At 67.4% G+C, this 17,653-nt stretch carries 17 protein-coding genes; 7 read left to right on the forward strand and 10 right to left on the reverse strand.

What is annotated here, in order from left to right; translation table 11 throughout:
* From QZX62_RS04705 to QZX62_RS04750, 10 genes are all read right to left on the reverse strand, one after another.
* Positions 1-1,681, reverse strand: a 1,681-nt coding sequence (locus tag QZX62_RS04705) for a TonB-dependent receptor plug domain-containing protein (RefSeq protein WP_294172545.1), incomplete at its 3' end; no start/stop codon positions are given.
* 144 nt (positions 1,682-1,825) lie between these two features.
* Complete coding sequence (locus QZX62_RS04710) at positions 1,826-3,133, reverse strand: extracellular solute-binding protein (protein ID WP_294172546.1); 1,308 nt, start codon at positions 3,131-3,133, stop codon at positions 1,826-1,828.
* A complete protein-coding gene (locus QZX62_RS04715) occupies positions 3,130-3,966 on the reverse strand; it encodes a carbohydrate ABC transporter permease (RefSeq protein WP_294172548.1) in 837 nt (278 codons plus the stop codon). Before QZX62_RS04715 ends, QZX62_RS04710 begins: the two co-directional genes overlap by 4 nt.
* Positions 3,956-4,837 carry a carbohydrate ABC transporter permease gene (locus tag QZX62_RS04720; protein WP_294172549.1) on the reverse strand — a complete coding sequence of 294 codons (882 nt, stop codon included), beginning with the start codon at positions 4,835-4,837 and terminating at the stop codon, positions 3,956-3,958. The genes QZX62_RS04715 and QZX62_RS04720 overlap by 11 nt, the downstream gene beginning before the upstream one ends.
* Entirely contained in the window at positions 4,834-5,925 is a 1,092-nt protein-coding gene (locus tag QZX62_RS04725; protein ID WP_294172550.1) for an ATP-binding cassette domain-containing protein, read from the reverse strand. The genes QZX62_RS04720 and QZX62_RS04725 overlap by 4 nt, the downstream gene beginning before the upstream one ends.
* Before the next feature lie 41 nt (positions 5,926-5,966).
* On the reverse strand, positions 5,967-6,479 hold the full coding sequence (locus QZX62_RS04730) for a DUF1003 domain-containing protein (protein ID WP_294172551.1): 513 nt from the start codon (positions 6,477-6,479) through the stop codon (positions 5,967-5,969).
* Between the two features lie 13 nt (positions 6,480-6,492).
* Positions 6,493-7,605 carry an inositol-3-phosphate synthase gene (locus tag QZX62_RS04735; RefSeq protein ID WP_294172552.1) on the reverse strand — a complete coding sequence of 371 codons (1,113 nt, stop codon included), beginning with the start codon at positions 7,603-7,605 and terminating at the stop codon, positions 6,493-6,495.
* Between the two features lie 12 nt (positions 7,606-7,617).
* Positions 7,618-8,541, reverse strand: coding sequence for a beta-xylosidase (locus tag QZX62_RS04740; RefSeq protein ID WP_294172554.1), 924 nt, complete (start codon positions 8,539-8,541; stop codon positions 7,618-7,620).
* A complete protein-coding gene (locus tag QZX62_RS04745; protein WP_294172601.1) occupies positions 8,538-9,320 on the reverse strand; it encodes a TIGR04290 family methyltransferase in 783 nt (260 codons plus the stop codon). Before QZX62_RS04745 ends, QZX62_RS04740 begins: the two co-directional genes overlap by 4 nt.
* Positions 9,320-9,874: a histidine phosphatase family protein gene (locus tag QZX62_RS04750; RefSeq protein ID WP_294172602.1), complete on the reverse strand. Its 555-nt coding sequence runs from the start codon at positions 9,872-9,874 to the stop codon at positions 9,320-9,322. The genes QZX62_RS04745 and QZX62_RS04750 overlap by 1 nt, the downstream gene beginning before the upstream one ends.
* 191 nt (positions 9,875-10,065) lie before the next feature.
* Between QZX62_RS04750 and QZX62_RS04755 the strand changes: the two genes are divergently transcribed.
* From QZX62_RS04755 to QZX62_RS04785, 7 genes are read left to right on the forward strand one after another with little or no spacing between them, the layout of a single operon-like run.
* Positions 10,066-11,181 (forward strand): SDR family NAD(P)-dependent oxidoreductase, encoded by a 1,116-nt coding sequence (locus QZX62_RS04755; RefSeq protein WP_294172557.1) that lies wholly within the window; start codon positions 10,066-10,068, stop codon positions 11,179-11,181.
* Positions 11,178-12,257, forward strand: coding sequence for an SDR family NAD(P)-dependent oxidoreductase (locus QZX62_RS04760; protein ID WP_294172559.1), 1,080 nt, complete (start codon positions 11,178-11,180; stop codon positions 12,255-12,257). The genes QZX62_RS04755 and QZX62_RS04760 overlap by 4 nt, the downstream gene beginning before the upstream one ends.
* Entirely contained in the window at positions 12,254-13,354 is a 1,101-nt protein-coding gene (locus QZX62_RS04765; RefSeq protein ID WP_294172560.1) for a glycosyltransferase family 4 protein, read from the forward strand. Before QZX62_RS04760 ends, QZX62_RS04765 begins: the two co-directional genes overlap by 4 nt.
* Entirely contained in the window at positions 13,351-14,454 is a 1,104-nt protein-coding gene (locus QZX62_RS04770) for a glycosyltransferase (RefSeq protein ID WP_294172562.1), read from the forward strand. Before QZX62_RS04765 ends, QZX62_RS04770 begins: the two co-directional genes overlap by 4 nt.
* Complete coding sequence (locus tag QZX62_RS04775; protein ID WP_294172563.1) at positions 14,451-15,545, forward strand: glycosyltransferase; 1,095 nt, start codon at positions 14,451-14,453, stop codon at positions 15,543-15,545. The genes QZX62_RS04770 and QZX62_RS04775 overlap by 4 nt, the downstream gene beginning before the upstream one ends.
* Positions 15,542-16,639 carry a glycosyltransferase gene (locus QZX62_RS04780; RefSeq protein ID WP_294172564.1) on the forward strand — a complete coding sequence of 366 codons (1,098 nt, stop codon included), beginning with the start codon at positions 15,542-15,544 and terminating at the stop codon, positions 16,637-16,639. The genes QZX62_RS04775 and QZX62_RS04780 overlap by 4 nt, the downstream gene beginning before the upstream one ends.
* Complete coding sequence (locus QZX62_RS04785) at positions 16,636-17,652, forward strand: UDP-glucuronic acid decarboxylase family protein (protein WP_294172565.1); 1,017 nt, start codon at positions 16,636-16,638, stop codon at positions 17,650-17,652. The genes QZX62_RS04780 and QZX62_RS04785 overlap by 4 nt, the downstream gene beginning before the upstream one ends.
* Position 17,653: the final 1 nt, after the last annotated feature.

Below are 17,653 nucleotides of genomic sequence, written 5' to 3' on the forward strand. Positions count from 1 at the left end.
CCAGAGTATCGACGCCGTTCTGATTGCCATCCCGGAAGGTCAGTTCGTACGGGTCCAAGTCGAGCGAGAACGGCACCATGATCAAAGGCGTGTTGCCGTTCAGCGTGGAATAGCGCTGGGCATTGCTGAAGCCGGCATCGCGGTCGTTGAATCGCAGCCCGACATCGACTGCCCGCAGCCATGGCGTGACGTCCTTGAGCGTGGCATCAAGGCGCGCTTGGTAATCGTCGCCCTTGGCAATCAGCTGGCGATCGAAGAAACCGCGGTAAAGGTAATTGCTGCGATCGGTGGTATCCACGCCCGTGAAGTCAAACTCGGCACCACCATCGCCGCTGGTATCGAAATCGACGTCAACCCTCGGTGCAGCCGTAAGGCGGTAGTCGAAGGAGTAGATCGACAGGTCGAATTTGCTCTTGGTACGGGCAAGGTCCAGACCGATCCGGAAGCGGTCGTTCTCCCAGATGGCGCCGCCCGCCACCTGGTAGGTGTTGGTTTCCTCACGGGTAGCGGACTGGAACCCGTCCGGTACGCAGCACGAGGTCGCCGTGAGCGAGCCCGGGTATCCGAAGCTGTCCCCCTCATCGTCAATTGTGACGTTCGTGTAGGCCGCCGCGCCGAACAGCGGAACGAACAGGGAGCGATCCGACACCTCCCGCCGGAACCCTTGGTACAGGCCGTCCACATAGACCTGAAGGTTGTCGGCCGCCCGCCATTGCACGGCGAAGTTGCCTGCCGGGCGCCAGCGCTTGCCGGCGTTCTGGAACAACCCGACGACCACCGGCACCCGCACCGTCTGCCCGGCGATGTTGTTACCCAGGTTGTCGCGGAACACGGTCGGGTCGAGCGGGTCCGGATTGATCCCGAAAAAGTCGCCGCTGTTGAACCGGCTGTTGTCGTTATAATTCAACTCCGTGTAGCTGGCGTTCACCAGCAAGCCGATTTCCCCAATCCCCGTGTCGAAGCGGTCCGACACCAAAAGGTTACCGTTCCAGGCCACGTCGTTGGCCAAGTCGGCGTAAGTAGCGTTGAGGCTTCCGGAGATTTCGCGGTCCTTGAAGTCGAACGGCCGGCGCGAGCGCACGTTGATCAGGCCAGCAAGGTTACCCTCGATTTGCTCAGCCGTTTGCGACTTGAACACCTCCAACGCGGCCACGCTGCCCGCAGGGAAGTCCTGCGGGGCGACGTTGCGTGCTTCGGCAGTAAAAATCTCGCGTCCGTTGTAGGTCGTGGCAGGGTCCCGCAGGCCGCGTAGGAATATGTCGCCCGCTTCACCCGCGGCACGCTCCACGGTGATCCCCGGCACGCGCGCGAGGGCCTCGGATACGGTTCGATCCGGCAGCTTGCCGATGTCTTCGGCGACGATCACGTCGACGATCTGGTCACTGTTGCGTTTGATGTTCTGCGCGGACTGAAGCGAGCGGCGAAGGCCGGTGACCACAATGGCCTCGCCCTCGTCGGCAGTCTGGTCCTGTCCAGTAGCAGTCTGCACGGCATCGTCGGTCTGCGGTGAGCCCTGGTCGGGTGCGGGGGTGCTTTGCGCCTCCACGGCGGGGTCGGTCGGAGCCGCGGGTCCCGTGTCCTCGACAGGAGGAGGAGGAGTCGTCTGCGCTGCGGCCGGAACGGCGCCAAGGATCAATGCCCCCGCCGATGCCGAGCAGAGAACGATGGATTTCAGCCGCATGAGGAACCCCTATTCGTAAGAGCAGCGGGGACGCCCGCACGCCCGATGGGGCAGCTATGCCCGCGGCAGGGCAGCGCACAAGGGTAAGTAGAGAAACTGCAACCTTTTACTCGGGGGCTGTTGCCCGGGAGTTACTCAAACGAGCTATTGCAGCTCGGCCAGGAACTCGTTGACCCGGCGGTCGGCGTCAGCCAGCGCCCGCGCCGAGGATTTCTGACCGGTGATCGCCGCGGACATCTCCTCGCCGACGATGCCTTCCACCGCTGACTGGCGCTGCACGGTACCGGGCAGCGCGCGGCCGATGCTTCCAAGCGGGGCGATGTTGGCTCGCTGCGGCAGGGCGCGGAAACGCTCGCTTGCCAGCACGGCCGCGAGGGCCGGCAGGTGACCGGTGCGGGCCCAGTCGTAGTTATGTGCGGCCATGAAGCGGAAAAAGCGGGCGATCGCTTCGCGCTGCTTGGCCGTGCGTTCGCGCGTCGGCACCGCCCAGGCATGGCCGCCGACATATTCGACGTGCTCACCCCACAGTCGCGGGTAGGGGTAAACGGCGTAAGCGTTGTGCAGCGGCCGGCCCGGCGTGACGCTTTCCTGCTGGAACTGGCCGATCATCCAGGTGCCCGTCGGGTAGATGCCGCCCTCCCCGCTCATGAAGGCGGCAATGGCGGCGGGCGTGTCCATGTTGCTGGTGCCGAGGCCCTCCGCCGTCAGCTGGCGGAAGAAGTCCGCCACCTTGCGGCCTTCGGGCGTGTTGACCCGCAGCCGGTTCGGCGCCGGGAAGATCGGCGCGCCCTGCGCCATCATGTAGGTGTAGAGCGTCCGCGCCGCGCCGGCCGGATCGCCGACCAGGCTCTGGATCAGGTAAGGCTTGCCGGTGCGCTCGCGAAACTGGCGGGCGTGGGCGAGGAATTCCTCCGGCGACGTCGGCAGGATCGGCTCGCCGCCGCGGATCAGCCCGGCCTGCCGGAACAGCAAGGTGTTCACATGGTAAAGGCCGCCGTGCGTATCCCAGGGAAGGCCGTACGCCTGACCCTTGATCGACACTCCGTCGCGTCCGGCCGGCGTAAACGCGCCCGGGCTGATCCCGGCCTGGCTCAGGTAGGACCCGACCGGCTCGAGCAGCCCCTTGGCAGCATAGTCGGCCATCACCCCGGTGTGCATGGCGACCAGGTCGGGCGGATCGCGCGCCGCCATCTGCGCGGTCAGCTGCGGATAGCCGGGCCAGGCGATCACGTTGACGTCGACCTGGACGTCCGGGTTCTCCGCGTTGAACTTATTGACTAGCGCCGTGACGATCCCGCACTCGCCTTCGGCCTTCGAGACGTCGGTCTTGCCGCCATACTCCGCGCCGCACTCGCCGAAGAAGCGCTGCAGGTAGATGTGGGTCTTATCGTCCGCTTGCGCGCAGCTGCCGAGCGCCAGCGCCGCGAGGACAGCCAGGAGCAGCCGCATCATTTCAGCGCCGCTCCCGCCATCGCCCGGACGATCTGCTTCTGGAAGATGATGTACACGATGAAGATGGGGATGGAGGCGAACACCGCCTGCGCCATCAGGAACCCGAGGCCGCTGGTCTGCGCATAGTTCATCTGGCTCGCGGCGAGCCCGACGGTCAGCGTGTACATGTCGCTGCGGGTGGCGGAGATCAGCGGCCACCAATAATCGTTCCACGAGCCCAGGAAGGTGAACACCGCCAGAGTCGATTGCGCCGGGATGGTGAGCGGCAGGATCACCCGCCAGAAGATGGTGAAGCGCGACGCGCCGTCCAGCATCGCCGCCTCGTCCAGCTCCTTGGGGATCGCACGCATGTACTGCGTCATGAAGAACACGCCGAACGGCCCGATCAGCCCGGGCAGGATCAGGCCGGGATAGCTGTTGTGCAGCCCCAGCGTCGCGAATAGCTGGTGCTGCGGCAGGATCACCGCCTGGCTGGGGATGGCGAGCCCGAGCAGGACCAGCACGAACAGGCTGCGACGGAACGGAAAGTCGAGCCGGGCGAAACCATAGCCGGCGAGACTGGCCAGGACGAGCACGCCCGCCGTCGTGCCGAGCGAAACGATCGCGCTGTTGAGCAGCCAGCGCATGGTCGAACTGTTGCCGAAGATCGCGCCGTAGTTCTCAAGCGTATACGGGCCACCGAGCGCGGCGCCGCTATTGCCGACCAGCTCGGCATTGCTCTTGAGGCTGAGCAGCAGTGTCCACACCAGCGGCGCGACCATCAGCGCCGCGGCCGTCAGGAGCGCCGCCCAGACGAGCGGAGGGAGGCGATCGTCGGAGCGGCTAGCGGCCATCTTCACCCGCCCGGACGCGGCCCGTCAGCATGTATTGGGTCAGGGTCACCGCCAGGATGATCAGGAACAGGATTTCCGCCGCCGCCGAGGCATAGCCGAGTTCCCACCGGCCGAAGGCGGTTTCAAACAGGAACAGCACGGCGGTGCGCGATGCCCCGCTCGGACCGCCCGCGGTCAGCAGCTGGGATTGGCCGAAGATCTGCAGCTGGGCGGCGGTCTGCAGCATAACGACCAGGATGGTGGTGCGACGGAGGCTCGGCAGGGTCACCCGCCAGAAGGTCGTCCACTTGCTTGCCCGGTCGAGCGCAGCGGCCTCGTACATGTCCTGCGGGATCTGCTGCAGGCCGGCGAGGAACAGCAGCATGGGGAACCCTACCGACCACCAGATGGTGGTCATCGCCAGCGCCGGCAGCACCAGATTGGGTGCGCTCAGGAACGGCAGCGGCTCGCGGCCGAGCGCGGTCCACAGCTCGCCCAGCAGCCCTGCATCCGGCGCCAGGATGAAGCGCCAGATCAGGGTGACGATGGTGACCGACAGCACGGCCGAGGAGAAGAACACCCCGCGCAGAATGGCCGCGCTGCGGGTCGCCCGGTTGAGCGCCAGAGCCAGGGCCAGGGCGACCACCGTCAACAGCGGGACGATCATCAGGGTCACGAGGAAGGTGTTGATCAGCGATTGGCCGAACACCGGATCGGCCGCCAGGCGGGCGTAGTTCGCCAGTCCGACAAAGGTGCCGCCCCCGAACAGATCGACCTGGTACAGGCTCAGCCACAAGCCCCGCAGCAGGGGGTAGATGAGGATCAGCAGGTAGAGGAGCAGAAACGGGGCGACGAACAGCAGTCCCTGCCAGCGTCGCTCCGCGCTCGTCATGCGGCCGCCCGGTGGTAGCCGGTGCCATCCGGGCCGAACAGGTGCGCAGCCGCGCCGTCAATGCTGAGACCGACCCGGTCGCCGACCTTCGCTGACGTGGTGCCCGCATCCTCCGCGGTGATGGCGGCGCCGTCGTCGAGCCGGGCATAGACCAGCGAGCGCTCGCCAAGCCGTTCGACGAGCTGGACTTCGGCGTCGGTGGTGCCCTGCCCCTGGCCGCAAACGCGGACGCCTTCCGGCCGCATCCCGATCTCGACCGCGCCGCTTCCGGGCAGACCATCGGTCGGCACCTGCGTGTCCAGCCGCGTGCCGTTACCCAGGAGCACGGACGCGAACGCGCCCCCATCCGCCAGCCGGGCCGGGATGATGGTCATAGCCGGCGAGCCGACGAAGCGCGCGACGAAGCTGTTGGCGGGCCGGCTGTAGATCTCCATTGGCGGCGCGACCTGCTGGATCCGGCGGTCGTTGAAGACCACGATCCGGTCGGCCAGCGTCATCGCTTCGGCCTGGTCGTGGGTGACCATGATCACGCCCGCATCAACCCGCTGCCGCAGCTGGGCGAGTTCGACTCGGGTGCGCAGCCGCAGGGCCGCGTCGAGATTGGACAACGGCTCATCCAGGAGGAACAGCCGCGGCTTCTTCACGATCGCCCGCCCGATCGCCACGCGCTGGCGTTGCCCGCCCGACATCTGCGCCGGCTTGCGGTCGAGCAGCTCCTCAATCTCCAGCGTTCTGGCGGCGTCGGTGACCAGCCCGTCGATTTCGGCACGGGGCACGCGCGCGTTCTTGAGGCCGAACGCCATGTTCTCGCGAACCGTCATGTGCGGGTAGAGCGCGTAGTGCTGGAACACCATTGCGACCCCGCGGTCGCCTGGCGGAAGCGTGTCGATCCTGCGGTCATCCAGGATGACCTCGCCCTCGTCGGACGTTTCGAGCCCCGCGACGATCCGCAGCAGGGTTGACTTGCCCGATCCCGACGGCCCGAGAAAGGCGATGAACTCACGCGGGGCGACGTCCAGGTCCACGCCGGCGAGAACTTCCGTTCCCTTGAAAGCCTTGCGGATGTTGCGGAGTTGGAGCCCGGGCACGTAATCACCTTAGCGCCAACCGCCTGCGCCGCAACGGCCTTCTACTTTCCGCCTTCGCTCTCTTCGATCCGTTCCAGCACCGCTTCGGGGGCGACGTTGCGCTTAAGTTCCTCGAGTTCCGGGTTGCGGGCTTCCTCAATGCCGAGCTTGTCGGCGATCCGCGCGACCAATTCGATTAGCCGGGTGACCTCATGCTCGGACAGGAGGCTGATCTGCAGGTCGAGATCAGCTCGCCGGTCCGCCGCCGCCGCAGCGCGGTTCTGGCTGATCAGGATGAAGGTGGACAGAAAGATTGCTTCAACCGACGCGACGGTCGCCAGGATGACGAAGGTCGGGTCGAATGGTTCGAACGGAGTCAGCCGCACGTTCACCAAGACCCAGGCGATCACCAGAACGGCATGGATCCCGACAAAGGTGATGGAGCCGGCGAACTGGCTGATGGCGTCCGCAAGCCGGTCCTGCAGCGACGCGTCGGCCGCTTCCTGCCGCCGCCGCTCGGCCAGCGCCTCAATGTTCCGTTCGAGCGCCGTGGCGAGCCCCGAGGAGGGCGCCACGGTCGGCGTGCGGCTAGGCGGAGGTTGGCTGCTCACCGCGGATGAACGTTTCGGTGGCATGGAGAGCTTCGTCGTCGGTCATCTGCTCGGGCGGATGCTTGCAGAAATAGGCGGCGGGCGCGATCACTGGACCGCCGAGCCCGCGGTCGAGCGCGACCTTGGCGCAGCGGATCATGTCGATTGCAACGCCCGCGCTGTTGGGCGAGTCCTCGACCGACAGCCGCAGCTCCAGGTTCATCGGCACGCCGCCGAACATGCGGCCTTCCATGCGCAGGAAGCACAGCTTGTTGTCGTTCTGCCAGGCGACATAGTCGGAAGGGCCGACGTGGATGTTCTCGTCGTCCAGCCGGCGTTCGGCGACCGACTGCACGGCCTCGGTCTTCGACTCCTTCTTCTGCTTGAGGCGCGAGCGCTCGAGCATGTTGAGGAAGTCGGTGTTGCCACCCGTGTTGAGCTGGTAGGTCCGGTCCAGCCGCACGCCGCGCTTGGCGAACAGGTCGGTTAGAACCCGGTGCACGATGGTCGCACCCAGCTGCGCCTTGATGTCGTCGCCGACCACCGGCACGCCGCGCTCGGCGAACCGCCGGGCCCAGACGGGGTCGCTGGCGATGAACACGGGAATGCAGTTGACGAAGGCGACGCCCGCTTCGAGCGCGCACTCGGCGTAGAACTCGGTCGCTTGCTGGCTGCCGACCGGCAGGTAGTTCATCAGCACGTGCGCGCCCGTCTCCCGGAGCACCCGCACCACCTCGGCTTGGTCGGGCTCCGGCTCATCGGCAACGACGAACGTCCGCTCGGCTGGGTAATCGGCCATGTGCGCGGCCACACCGTCGAGCCTGCGCCCCATCAACACGCTTGCGCCGGTCGGCGGCACATGGTTGCAGAACACGGCCGTGTTGTTCGGCTTGGCGAAGATCGCCGCGTTAACGTCCTGCCCGACCTTGCGCGCATCCACGTCCCAGGCCGCGACGACCTTGAGATCCTTGGGTCGGTAGCCGCCGAGGTCCCAGTGCATCAGGCCGATCTGCTCGTTGGCCCCGCCGTTCTGGTAATGGGCGATGCCCTGCACCAGGCTGGACGCACAATTGCCGACCCCGACGACGGCAATGTTGATGGTCGGGTCCATGGGTCCTCGTCCTTATTCAGCGGCCACGCGGGCCGCGGTGGCGCTAGCCGGCGCATAGCGCTCGATCATCTGCGCGCAGAAGTCAGCGAACTGCTGCGGGTCCTTGGGTGGGCTGGTGTGGTGCGGCGCGATGCCCAGATGCTCGGGGGTGAAGCAGAAGGTGACTGTGGTGTCGAAGTCGGCAAGCGCTTCCATCTGCCGGTCGAACCAGCCGATCGCGTCGGGGCGGAAGCTGTCGGCCCAGCTGAGGCCGGTACGCAGCTTGGTGACGCCGAGCCGCTTCATCCAGGCGACCGCATCGTCGAGCCGGGGGTCGTGATAATGGAACCACTGCATGAGGCCCATGCCCGCCGCATAAGGCTCGAACGCCTTTAGGCCCAGCTTGGGCATCCCGTCGGCCTTGATCAGGCCCATGTAGAAGTGGCGGTAGTAGCTCGACCCCTCCGCCTCGCGGTGGCGGGTGGTGGCGCCCCATTCCTGCGGCAGGTCGAACAGTGAATACCAGAAGACCTGCGGGACCTTCCCGATCAGCAGCTCGGCGGTTCGCTTGACCCCGAACTCCTGCACTTCTTCCGCCCCAAACGAGCCGACGCCCACCTCGCTGACCCACAGCTCATGGTCCGGCACCACCGCCGCGATCTCGTCGACCTTGGCCGGCCATTCGTTGATGTTCCACAGGTTCCAGTCGAGCGGAAAGCCGTGCAGCGCGACCACGTCGATCTCGTCCAGCACGCCGTAGCCACCCAGCCGCTGGACGAACGAGGGGTCGATCGGCGACATGCCGCCGAGCACGCGCTTCACGTCCGGGTTCACGCCGGCGATCGCACGCGCCGCGAGCTTGGCCATCTCGCCGAACTTCGACCAGTCGGGATCGATCTCCGGGTCCCAATGCGACTTGTTGTTGGGCTCGTTCCAGATCATCGCGGCTTCGATCAAGCGGCTGGTCCTTTCGCGGGATAGACGGCGCCGCCATGGCTGACCGGCTCGGGGCTGACCTGGGCCAGAAACACATCGCTGATCGGTTGCGCAACAAGGTTGAACCCGGCCGAGCGCAGCATGGCCGCGCAGGCGGCGCTGTTGGGCACCCACCAATTGGTGGGATCGCCGGCCAGGCGGTGCTCGACGAAGTGCATCAACGGCCAGCCCTCGCCTTCGATTGCCTTCACGCCCTCGAAGAACTCGTAATCGGGCTCGGGCTGCGCATGCTCCGTGGAACCCGCGGTCAACGACTGGAACAGCAGCAAGTCGCCCGCGACATGCTCGCGGATGAGGTCCAGCGCGAGCAGCGGGTGCCGGAGGTGGTAGAGCACCCCCATGAAGATGACGAGGTCGAACCGCTCGCCGAGCGCGCCGACGTCCCACACTTCGCCCTGGCGGAACTCGACATCGTCGAAGCCCAGCACCTCGGCTGCGAACCGCGCTTGTTCGAGATAGCGCTCGTCATGGTCGATCCCGAGCACTCGGCTTGCGCCCCGCCGCTTCATGTCGAAGCTGTAGAAGCCGGCGTTGCAGCCGATATCGAGCACGCTCTTGCCGGAGAGATCCTCCGGCACGACGCTGGCAAAGCGGCGGAACTTGCCCGCGGGATAGTCGAACAGGAAGTGATCGGGCGCCGTCCGCACGCCCTTGAGATCCAAGTCGTGAAACCAAGGGGCGAGTTCTTTCACCCGCTGCTCGACCGCCCCCCGATCCGAAGCTTGGCTCGCCGCTAGCATCAAGCGGCCGCCTTCCGGCGAGCACCGACGGCCAGTCTCGCAACGGACGCCGGCTCAGCCTCGAAACTCAGTATGTCGTCGAGTGAGCGTCCGTGCTCGCGGCACAGCAGCGCGCGGATGATGTCGCAATGGGTGACCAGCACCACCGTCTGTTGAGGGTGGCGTTGTCCGACCTCATCGACGAAGGCGGCCGCGCGATCCCGGGCCTCGGCCATGCTTTCCCCGTCCGGGCAACGGGCTAGCGAGCGCCGGCTGTTCCAGTGGTCCCACTCGGGCCGGCCGTCCAATTCCTCGAAGCTCCGGCCGGTCCATGCACCGAAGTCGATTTCGTCGAGCGGTTCAGCAACGATCACCGGCCGGCTGTGGACGGCTGCAATCGCTTCGGCCGTTTGCCGCGTGCGTAGCCGCGGGCTGGCGTACACCGCTGCCACCGCTTCATCCGAGAGCTCCGTCGCGAGCGCGTCGGCCTGACGCGATCCCTCCTGCGTCAAGCCGCCGTCGGACCCGCGTCCGGTCAGCCGGTGCCCGAAGTCGGCGTGCGCGGCATGCCGCACAAGCAAGATGGTTGCCGCCAGTGGTGCCTCCCTGTTCGCCGTCCCAACAGGGGCTTGTAAGCTTTGTTCCCGCGGGCGCAAGCTTTGTTCCCTTGCGCGCGGCGGCAAACGGGAACATAGATGAAGAAGGATCATTATGCGGCGGCAACGATTATCGGCAGAAATCGGCCGCGGCAACAGGGGGCAAACAATTGAGCGAAACCGTTCTGATCACGGGGGGAGCGGGCTTTATCGGACGGTTCGTCTGTGACGAATTGCTCCGTCGCGGTCACAAGGTGCGCGTGCTCGACAGCCTGATCGAGCAGGTGCACGGCGATGTGGAGCGGCCCGAGGGATTGGCCGCCGATGTTGAACTGATCCGCGCCGACGTCCGCAACGGCGATGCGGTCACCAAGGCACTCAAGGGCGTGGACAGCGTCATTCACCTGGCGGCAGAGGTCGGCGTCGGCCAGTCGATGTACGCGGTGGAGCGCTACACCAGCGTCAACGATGTCGGCACCGCGGTCCTGACCGAGAAGCTGATCGACAATCCCGTGCGCCGGATCGTCACCGCCTCCTCCATGAGCATCTACGGCGAGGGGCTGTACCGGGACCAGGACGGCGACTTCGTTCAGGACGCGGAGCGCGGCGCTCGTACGTCTGACAACCAGAGCTGGGACCCGCTCGACAGACAGGGCCGTCCGCTGACCCCGGTCGCCACGCCCGAGTGGAAGCAGCCCAGCCTCGCCTCCATCTACGCGCTCGGCAAATATGTGCAGGAGCGCACCACCATGATCATGGCGGGCGCCTACGGCATGGAAGGCGTGTGCCTGCGCCTGTTCAACGTCTACGGCCCGGGCCAGGCGCTCTCCAATCCTTATACCGGCGTGCTGGCGATCTTCTCCTCGCGGCTGCTCAACGGGCAGAAACCGGTGATCTTCGAGGACGGCGGACAGCGCCGCGACTTCGTCTACGTCGGCGACGTCGCCCGTGCCTTCGCCGACGCGCTGGAGCTGCCGCAGGCGGCGGGCGGCGTGTTCAACATCGGCTCGGGCCAGGACCGCTCCGTCACGCAAGTGGCGCAGAGCCTCGCCCGGGCGATGAACCGCAACGACCTCGCACCGGAGATCGTCGGCAAGACCCGCGTCGGCGACATCCGCCACTGCTTCTGTGACACCTCGCTGGCCGCGGACCGCCTTGGCTTCCGCGCCACCAAGGACTTTGAGGAAGGCTTGGCGGAGCTCGCCGGCTGGGTCGCGGAGCAGGAAGCGGTGGACCGCGTCGACCAGGCCAAGGCCGAGCTCGAACAGCGCGGGTTGGTCGCGTGAGCGGTCCGGCCGTTATCGGCCGCAAGCCGGTGCTGGTGACCGGAGGCGCCGGCTTCATCGGCTCCAACGTCGCCAACCGGCTGGCGGGCGAGGGCCGCGACGTGCTGGTCTACGACGCGCTGTCGCGCCCGGGGGTCGAGCGCAACCTCCAATGGCTTCAATCGCGCCACGGCGAGCGCATCAGCTTTGTTCGCGGCGACGTGCGCGACGAGGACAGCCTTGCGGCGGCGGCGCGACAAAGCGAAGCGGTGTTCCACATGGCCGCGCAGGTCGCGGTCACCACCTCCATGGTCGACCCGCGGGAGGACTTCGACATCAATGTGCGGGGCACGCTGCACCTGCTCGACGCGCTGCGCTTATCCGGGCGGCGGGTGCCGCTTATCTTCGCGTCCACCAACAAGGTCTACGGCGACCTTGCCGACCTCGATTTCGAACTCGATGGCGGAGCTTACCGGCCAGTCGACGCAGCCGTCCGGGAGCACGGCATTTCGGAAGCGCAGCCGCTCGACTTCCACACCCCCTACGGCTGCTCCAAGGGCGGGGCCGACCAGTACGTGCTCGACTACGCCCGCAGCTTCGACCTGCCGACCGCGGTCATCCGCATGAGCTGCATATACGGCGAGCGGCAGATGGGCACGGAGGACCAGGGCTGGGTCGCCCACTTCCTGATTCGAGCGCTCGAAGGCGAACCGATCACCCTCTACGGCGACGGCTACCAGGTCCGCGACATCATGGACGTGCGCGATGCCGTTGACGCCTACATGGCTGCATTGAAGCAGATCGACCGGATCAGTGGCCGTGTGTTCAACCTCGGCGGCGGTCCGCGAAACACCGTCTCCCTGCGCCAGATCGTCGCCCACATCGGCGAGGTCACGGGCCGCCGGCCTGACGTTCGCTTCGCCGACTGGCGCGCCGGCGACCAGCGTTACTTCGTGGCCGACACGCGGCTGATCCGCTCCACGCTGGGCCTTGCCGAAGCGCGCGGATGGCAGGAGGGCGTGGCCGATCTCGCCGGGTGGCTTGCCGAAGAGCGCGACCTGCGCGACGCCCCGATGCCCCTCAAGGTCCGCGCGTGACCCCTCGCTTGCACCTCTTCCTCACGACGGACGCTGTTGGCGGGGTGTGGACCTATTCGGTCGAGCTCGCCGCCGCGCTTGCGGCCGAGAACGACGTCGCCGTCACGCTGGCGGTGCTCGGTCCGCCGGCCAGCGCCGAACAGGTTGAGCGCGCCGCTGCGATCCCGGGGTTGCGGTTGGTCCACGCGGAACTGCCGCTCGATTGGACGGCGGAAAGCGAGCTCGAGCTCCGGGCCACCTCTGCTGCCCTCGCGAGCTTGGCGGAGCGGGCTGAAGCCGACGTGGTGCAGCTCCACGCTCCCGCTATTGCCGTTGCCGCCTTCCCGGCGCCGGTGATCAGCGTGGTGCACAGCTGCGTCGCTACCTGGTGGGCGGCCGTGCGCGGAACCGAGCTGCCTGCCGACTTCGCATGGCGCACGGAGCTCGCCCGCGAGGGGATGGAGCGTTCGGACCTGGTCGTCGCGCCGACCCGCGCCTTTGCCGAGGTCGTGCAGCGGGTGTACGCTCTCGAGCAGCCGCCGGCCGCAGTCCACAACGGCCGGTCGCCCCTGCCCATGCCGTCGCTCGCCCGCTCGGAGCGCGCTTTCACGGCCGGCCGCCTATGGGACGAGGGGAAGAACGCGGCGGCGTTCGACCGCGCTGCGGCGCTTGCCGCGACCCCGTTCCGCGCGGCAGGCCCCCTCGCCGGTCCGAACGGAGCGTCAACGCGCTTGCTGTATGCGGAGGCGCTCGGCTCACTGCCCGAGGAGCGGCTGGCGGAGGAGTTCGCAGCGCAGCCAATCTTCGTTTCCGCCGCCCTCTACGAACCGTTCGGCCTGTCGGTGCTCGAAGCCGCGCAGGCCGGCTGTGCCCTGGTCCTGTCCGATCTTCCCACCTTTCGGGAGCTATGGAGCGGCGCCACCCTGTTCGTGAATCCGCGGGACGAACAGGCGATCGCGGCCACGGTCGACCAGCTTGCGGCGCAGCCGGGCGAGCGCGAGCGCCTCGGCGCTGCGGCGCGCGAGCGTTCGGCACAGTTCACCTCGGAGGCCAACGCCCGCACCATGCTCACGCACTATCGTAGCTTGTCCGAACGGCCGCAAAGGGCAGCGGCGTGAAGATCGTCTACTTCTCTCACTCGCTGCGAAGCTGCTGGAACCACGGCAACGCCCACTTCCTCCGCGGCGTGCTGCGCGAGCTGCAGGCGCGCGGACATGAGGTGACCACGCTTGAGCCCGAGGGCGCCTGGAGCCTCCAGAACCTGCTGGCGGACTCCGGCGAGGCAGGGCTCGACGCATGGCAGCAGGCCTATCCCGACCTCCACGCCACCATCTACCGCGTCGGGGATAGGCCTGAGGCCCTGGTCGAAGGTGCCGACCTGGTCATCGTGCATGAATGGAACGAGCCCGCGCTGGTCGCCGATATCGGGCGGCTCCGCACCGCCGGCGCGTCCTTCACCCTGCTGTTCCACGACACCCATCACCGCGCCGTCAGCGACCCGCAAGCGATCCGCGCCTTCGACCTCAGCGGCTACGACGGCGTGCTCGCCTTCGGCGAAACGCTGAGCGAGGTCTATTGCCGCTGGGGATGGAGCGGCCGCGTCTGGACTTGGCACGAGGCGGCCGACACCCGCCTGTTCCACCCGCCCGCCATCGAGGGCGAGCGCTCGGGCTTGGTCTGGATCGGCAACTGGGGCGACGGCGAGCGCTCGGTTGAGCTCGAAGGATATCTGCTCCGTCCGGCGCAGGCGGCCGACCTGCCCCTCGACATCTACGGCGTGCGCTACCCGGTGGACGCCCTGGCCACGCTGGAGCGCTACGGGGTCGATTATCGCGGCTGGCTGCCCAATGCTCGTGCGCCCGAGGTGTTTGGCCGCCACCTTGCCACCGTTCATGTTCCTCGTCGCTTCTACACGACCCTGCTGCCCGGCATCCCGACCATCCGCGTCTTCGAGGCACTAGCCTGCGGGATCCCGCTGGTGTCGGCTCCCTGGGACGATTGCGAAGGCCTGTTCACGCCGGGCGAGGACTATCTGGTTGCCGCAGATGGCGAGGCAATGACCCGGCACTTGCGAGCGCTCGCCAACGATCCCGAACTGCGCCGCAGCCTTGCCGAGCGGGGCCTCGCCACCATTCGCGCCCGCCATAGCTGTGCGCATCGCGTCGACGAGCTGCTGGGGATCGTGGCGCAGCTCAGCCCTGAAAAGGTCGCCGCATGAAGATCGCCTTCTACGGTTCCAGCCTGCTGTCCTCCTACTGGAACGGTGCCGCGACCTATTACCGCGGCATCCTCAGCCAGCTGGCGGCCCGCGGCTACGACATCACCTTCTACGAGCCGGACGCGTTCGACCGGCAGCAGCACCGCGACATCGACCCGCCGTCCTATGCCCGCGTCGTGGTGTATCCGGCGACGATCGATGCCGCCCGCAACGTCCTTGCCGAGGCGGGCGGAGCCGACATCGTGGTCAAGGCGAGTGGTGTCGGCGTGTTCGACGACGAGCTGCTCGAAGGCGTGCTGAACCAGGCTGCCCCCCGAGCACTGAAGCTTTACTGGGACGTGGATGCCGCGGCGACGCTGGAGGAGATCGGCGCGCTTCCCAATCATCCGCTCCGCCGCCGGCTGCCCGAGTTCGACCTGGTGCTGACCTACGGCGGCGGGCCGCCGGTGGTGAACAGCTACACCAGGCTGGGCGCGCGCCGCTGCGTGCCCATCTACAACGCGCTCGATCCCGCGACGCACCACCCGGTGGTGGCCGATGCGCGCTTTGGGGCCGACCTATCCTTCCTGGCCAACCGCCTGCCCGATCGCGAGGCACGGGTGGAGGAGTTCTTCCTCCGCGCCGCGGCCGCCTCGCCCGACAAGCAGTTTCTGCTCGGCGGCAATGGGTGGGAGACCAAGGCCATGCCCGCCAACGTTCGAGCGCTCGGCCATGTCGGCACCCGCGACCACAATGCGTTCAATTGCACGCCGACCGCGGTGCTCAACGTCGCCCGCGACAGCATGGCCAACATCGGCTTCTCGCCCGCCACCCGGGTGTTCGAAGCTGCCGGCGCCGCCGCCTGCCTGATTACCGACGCCTGGAAGGGAATAGAATTGTTCCTCAAGCCCGAGGTGGAGGTGCTGGTCGCCCGCGACGGCCAGGACGTGGCGGAGCAGCTCCGCACGCTGACGCCGGAGCGCGCCCGCGCCATCGGTAAGGCCGCCCTCGCCCGGGTGCTGCGCGAGCATACCTACGCCCAGCGCGCCGTGCAGGCCGACCAGGTGCTGCGCGAGGAAGTGGCCGCCAAGCGCGAACAGGTCGCGGCATGAAGCTGGTCGTCCTCGGCCTGTCGCTGTCCTCCTCCTGGGGCAACGGCCACGCGACCACCTTCCGCGCGTTGCTGGAGGCGTTCGCCGGGCGGGGCCACGACATTCTGTTCCTGGAGCGCGACGTGCCCTGGTACCGCGGGCAGTGCGACTTGGCAGACCCGAGCTACTGCCGGCTGGAGTTCTACGGCGACTTGGCCGAACTGGAGCGCTGGCGCGGGGAGATCGCGAGCGCAGACGCCGTGATGGTCGGCTCCTACGTTCCGGACGGCGTGGCGGTGGGCCGCTTCGTTCAGGAGGCCGCGGGAGGCACCACCGCCTTCTACGACATCGATACGCCGGTGACCCTGGCCAAGCTGGAGCGCGGCGATTTCGAATATCTCTCGCCGGAGATCATCCCCGGCTACGACGTGTATCTGAGCTTCACCGGCGGGCCGACGCTGCGCCACATCGAGCAGCGTTACCGCTCCCCTGCCGCACGGGCACTCTACTGCTCGGTCGACACCGACAGGTACCAGCCGCTTGAGGTGCCCCAGCGCTGGCACCTGTCCTATCTCGGCACCTACAGCGACGACCGGCAGCCTACCGTCGAGCGGCTGCTCAACGCGGTTGCCCGCGCCCTGCCCGACCGCCGCTTCTGCGTGGCCGGGCCGCAGTACCCCGCCGAGATCGAGTGGCCGAGCAACGTCGAGCGGATTGACCATGTCCCGCCCGCCGATCATCCGGCATTCTACGCGGCGAGCCGCTTCGCCCTGAACGTCACGCGCGACGAAATGATCGGGGCGGGCTGGTCCCCGTCGGTCCGCTTGTTCGAAGCGGCAGCCTGCGCGACGCCCATCATCTCCGACGTCTGGGCCGGACTCGACCAGCTGCTGGAGCCTGGGCGCGAGATCATGCTGGCACGGACCACGCAGGACGTCGTCGCCGCGCTGGAGGAGCTTGCGCCCGAGCAGACACAGGCGATCGGCCGAGCCGCGCGGACACGCGTGCTACAAGAACATACCGCCCGGCACCGGGCGGAAGAGTTGGAACGCTGGTTGACGGAAGCGGCCCGCAGTAGGCAAGTCGCGCCGAGCAAGGGAAGGTTGTTTGCATGATCGGTAACAAGCCCGGTCCGAAGCGGGTTCTGATTGCCGGAGGCGCAGGCTTCATCGGCTCGCACCTTACGGATCGCCTGCTCGCCGCGGGTGCCGAGGTCACCGTCCTCGACAATCTGCAGACGGGCCGCCGCGAGAACCTTGCCCATCTGGACGGCGCTCGCGAGCTGCGCTTCATCAAGGCCGACATCACCGATGAGCTGCCGCGCAAGGTGACCGGCGACCGGTTCGACCAGATCTACAATCTGGCCTGCGCCGCCTCCCCGCCGCGCTACCAGGCCGACCCCGAGCACACCTTGCTCACCAACGTGCTCGGCACCCGGAACCTGCTGCGGCTGGCCGAGGCGCATGGCGCGCGTTTCCTGCTGACCTCCACCAGTGAGGTGTACGGCGATCCCGAGGTGCACCCGCAGCGCGAGGATTATCGCGGGTCAGTCAGCTGCACCGGCCCGCGCGCCTGCTATGACGAAGGAAAGCGTGCGGCCGAGACGCTGACCTTCGACTTCGTGCGGCTCGGCCGCGTGGACGCGCGCGTGGTCCGCATCTTCAACACCTACGGCCCGCGCATGGACCCTGACGATGGCCGGGTCGTCTCCAACGTCATCTGCCAAGCGCTCTCGGGTCAGCCGATCACCATCTACGGCGACGGGAGCCAGACTCGCAGCTTCTGCTATGTCGACGATCTGATTGATGGCATCCTGCGCCTGATGGCTCTCGAATGCGATCAGCCTGGGCCGGTCAACGTGGGCAACGCCGCCGAACTCACCGTGCGCGATCTGGTGGAGCGGGTCGTCGCGCTGACCGGCACGAGCAGCCCGGTCACCTATCAGCCGCTGCCGCAGGACGATCCTCGTCGGCGCCGCCCGGACATCGGACTTGCCCAGCGGCTGCTGGGTTGGGAGCCCAGGGTCGACCTGCAGCAGGGGCTGGAGGCCACCACCACCTACTTCGCCGAGGAACTGCGCCGGCGACCGCCGGATGCCGGAGAGCCCGCGCTCGCCGCCGCGGAATGAC

This window comes from uncultured Sphingomonas sp. (assembly GCF_902806265.1).
In the GTDB taxonomy this organism is placed as follows: domain Bacteria; phylum Pseudomonadota; class Alphaproteobacteria; order Sphingomonadales; family Sphingomonadaceae; genus Sphingomicrobium.

What these genes read in the sequence shown, in the direction of transcription:
- QZX62_RS04710 (WP_294172546.1), bottom strand. Translation starts at nt 3,133, where the DNA reads ATGATGCGGCTGCTCCTGGCTGTCCTCGCGGCGCTGGCGCTCGGCAGC.
- QZX62_RS04715 (WP_294172548.1), bottom strand. Translation starts at nt 3,966, where the DNA reads ATGGCCGCTAGCCGCTCCGACGATCGCCTCCCTCCGCTCGTCTGGGCG.
- QZX62_RS04720 (WP_294172549.1), bottom strand. Translation starts at nt 4,837, where the DNA reads ATGACGAGCGCGGAGCGACGCTGGCAGGGACTGCTGTTCGTCGCCCCG.
- QZX62_RS04735 (WP_294172552.1), bottom strand. Translation starts at nt 7,605, where the DNA reads ATGGACCCGACCATCAACATTGCCGTCGTCGGGGTCGGCAATTGTGCG.
- QZX62_RS04745 (WP_294172601.1), bottom strand. Translation starts at nt 9,320, where the DNA reads ATGCTAGCGGCGAGCCAAGCTTCGGATCGGGGGGCGGTCGAGCAGCGG.
- QZX62_RS04775 (WP_294172563.1), top strand. Translation starts at nt 14,451, where the DNA reads ATGAAGATCGCCTTCTACGGTTCCAGCCTGCTGTCCTCCTACTGGAAC.
- QZX62_RS04780 (WP_294172564.1), top strand. Translation starts at nt 15,542, where the DNA reads ATGAAGCTGGTCGTCCTCGGCCTGTCGCTGTCCTCCTCCTGGGGCAAC.
- QZX62_RS04785 (WP_294172565.1), top strand. Translation starts at nt 16,636, where the DNA reads ATGATCGGTAACAAGCCCGGTCCGAAGCGGGTTCTGATTGCCGGAGGC.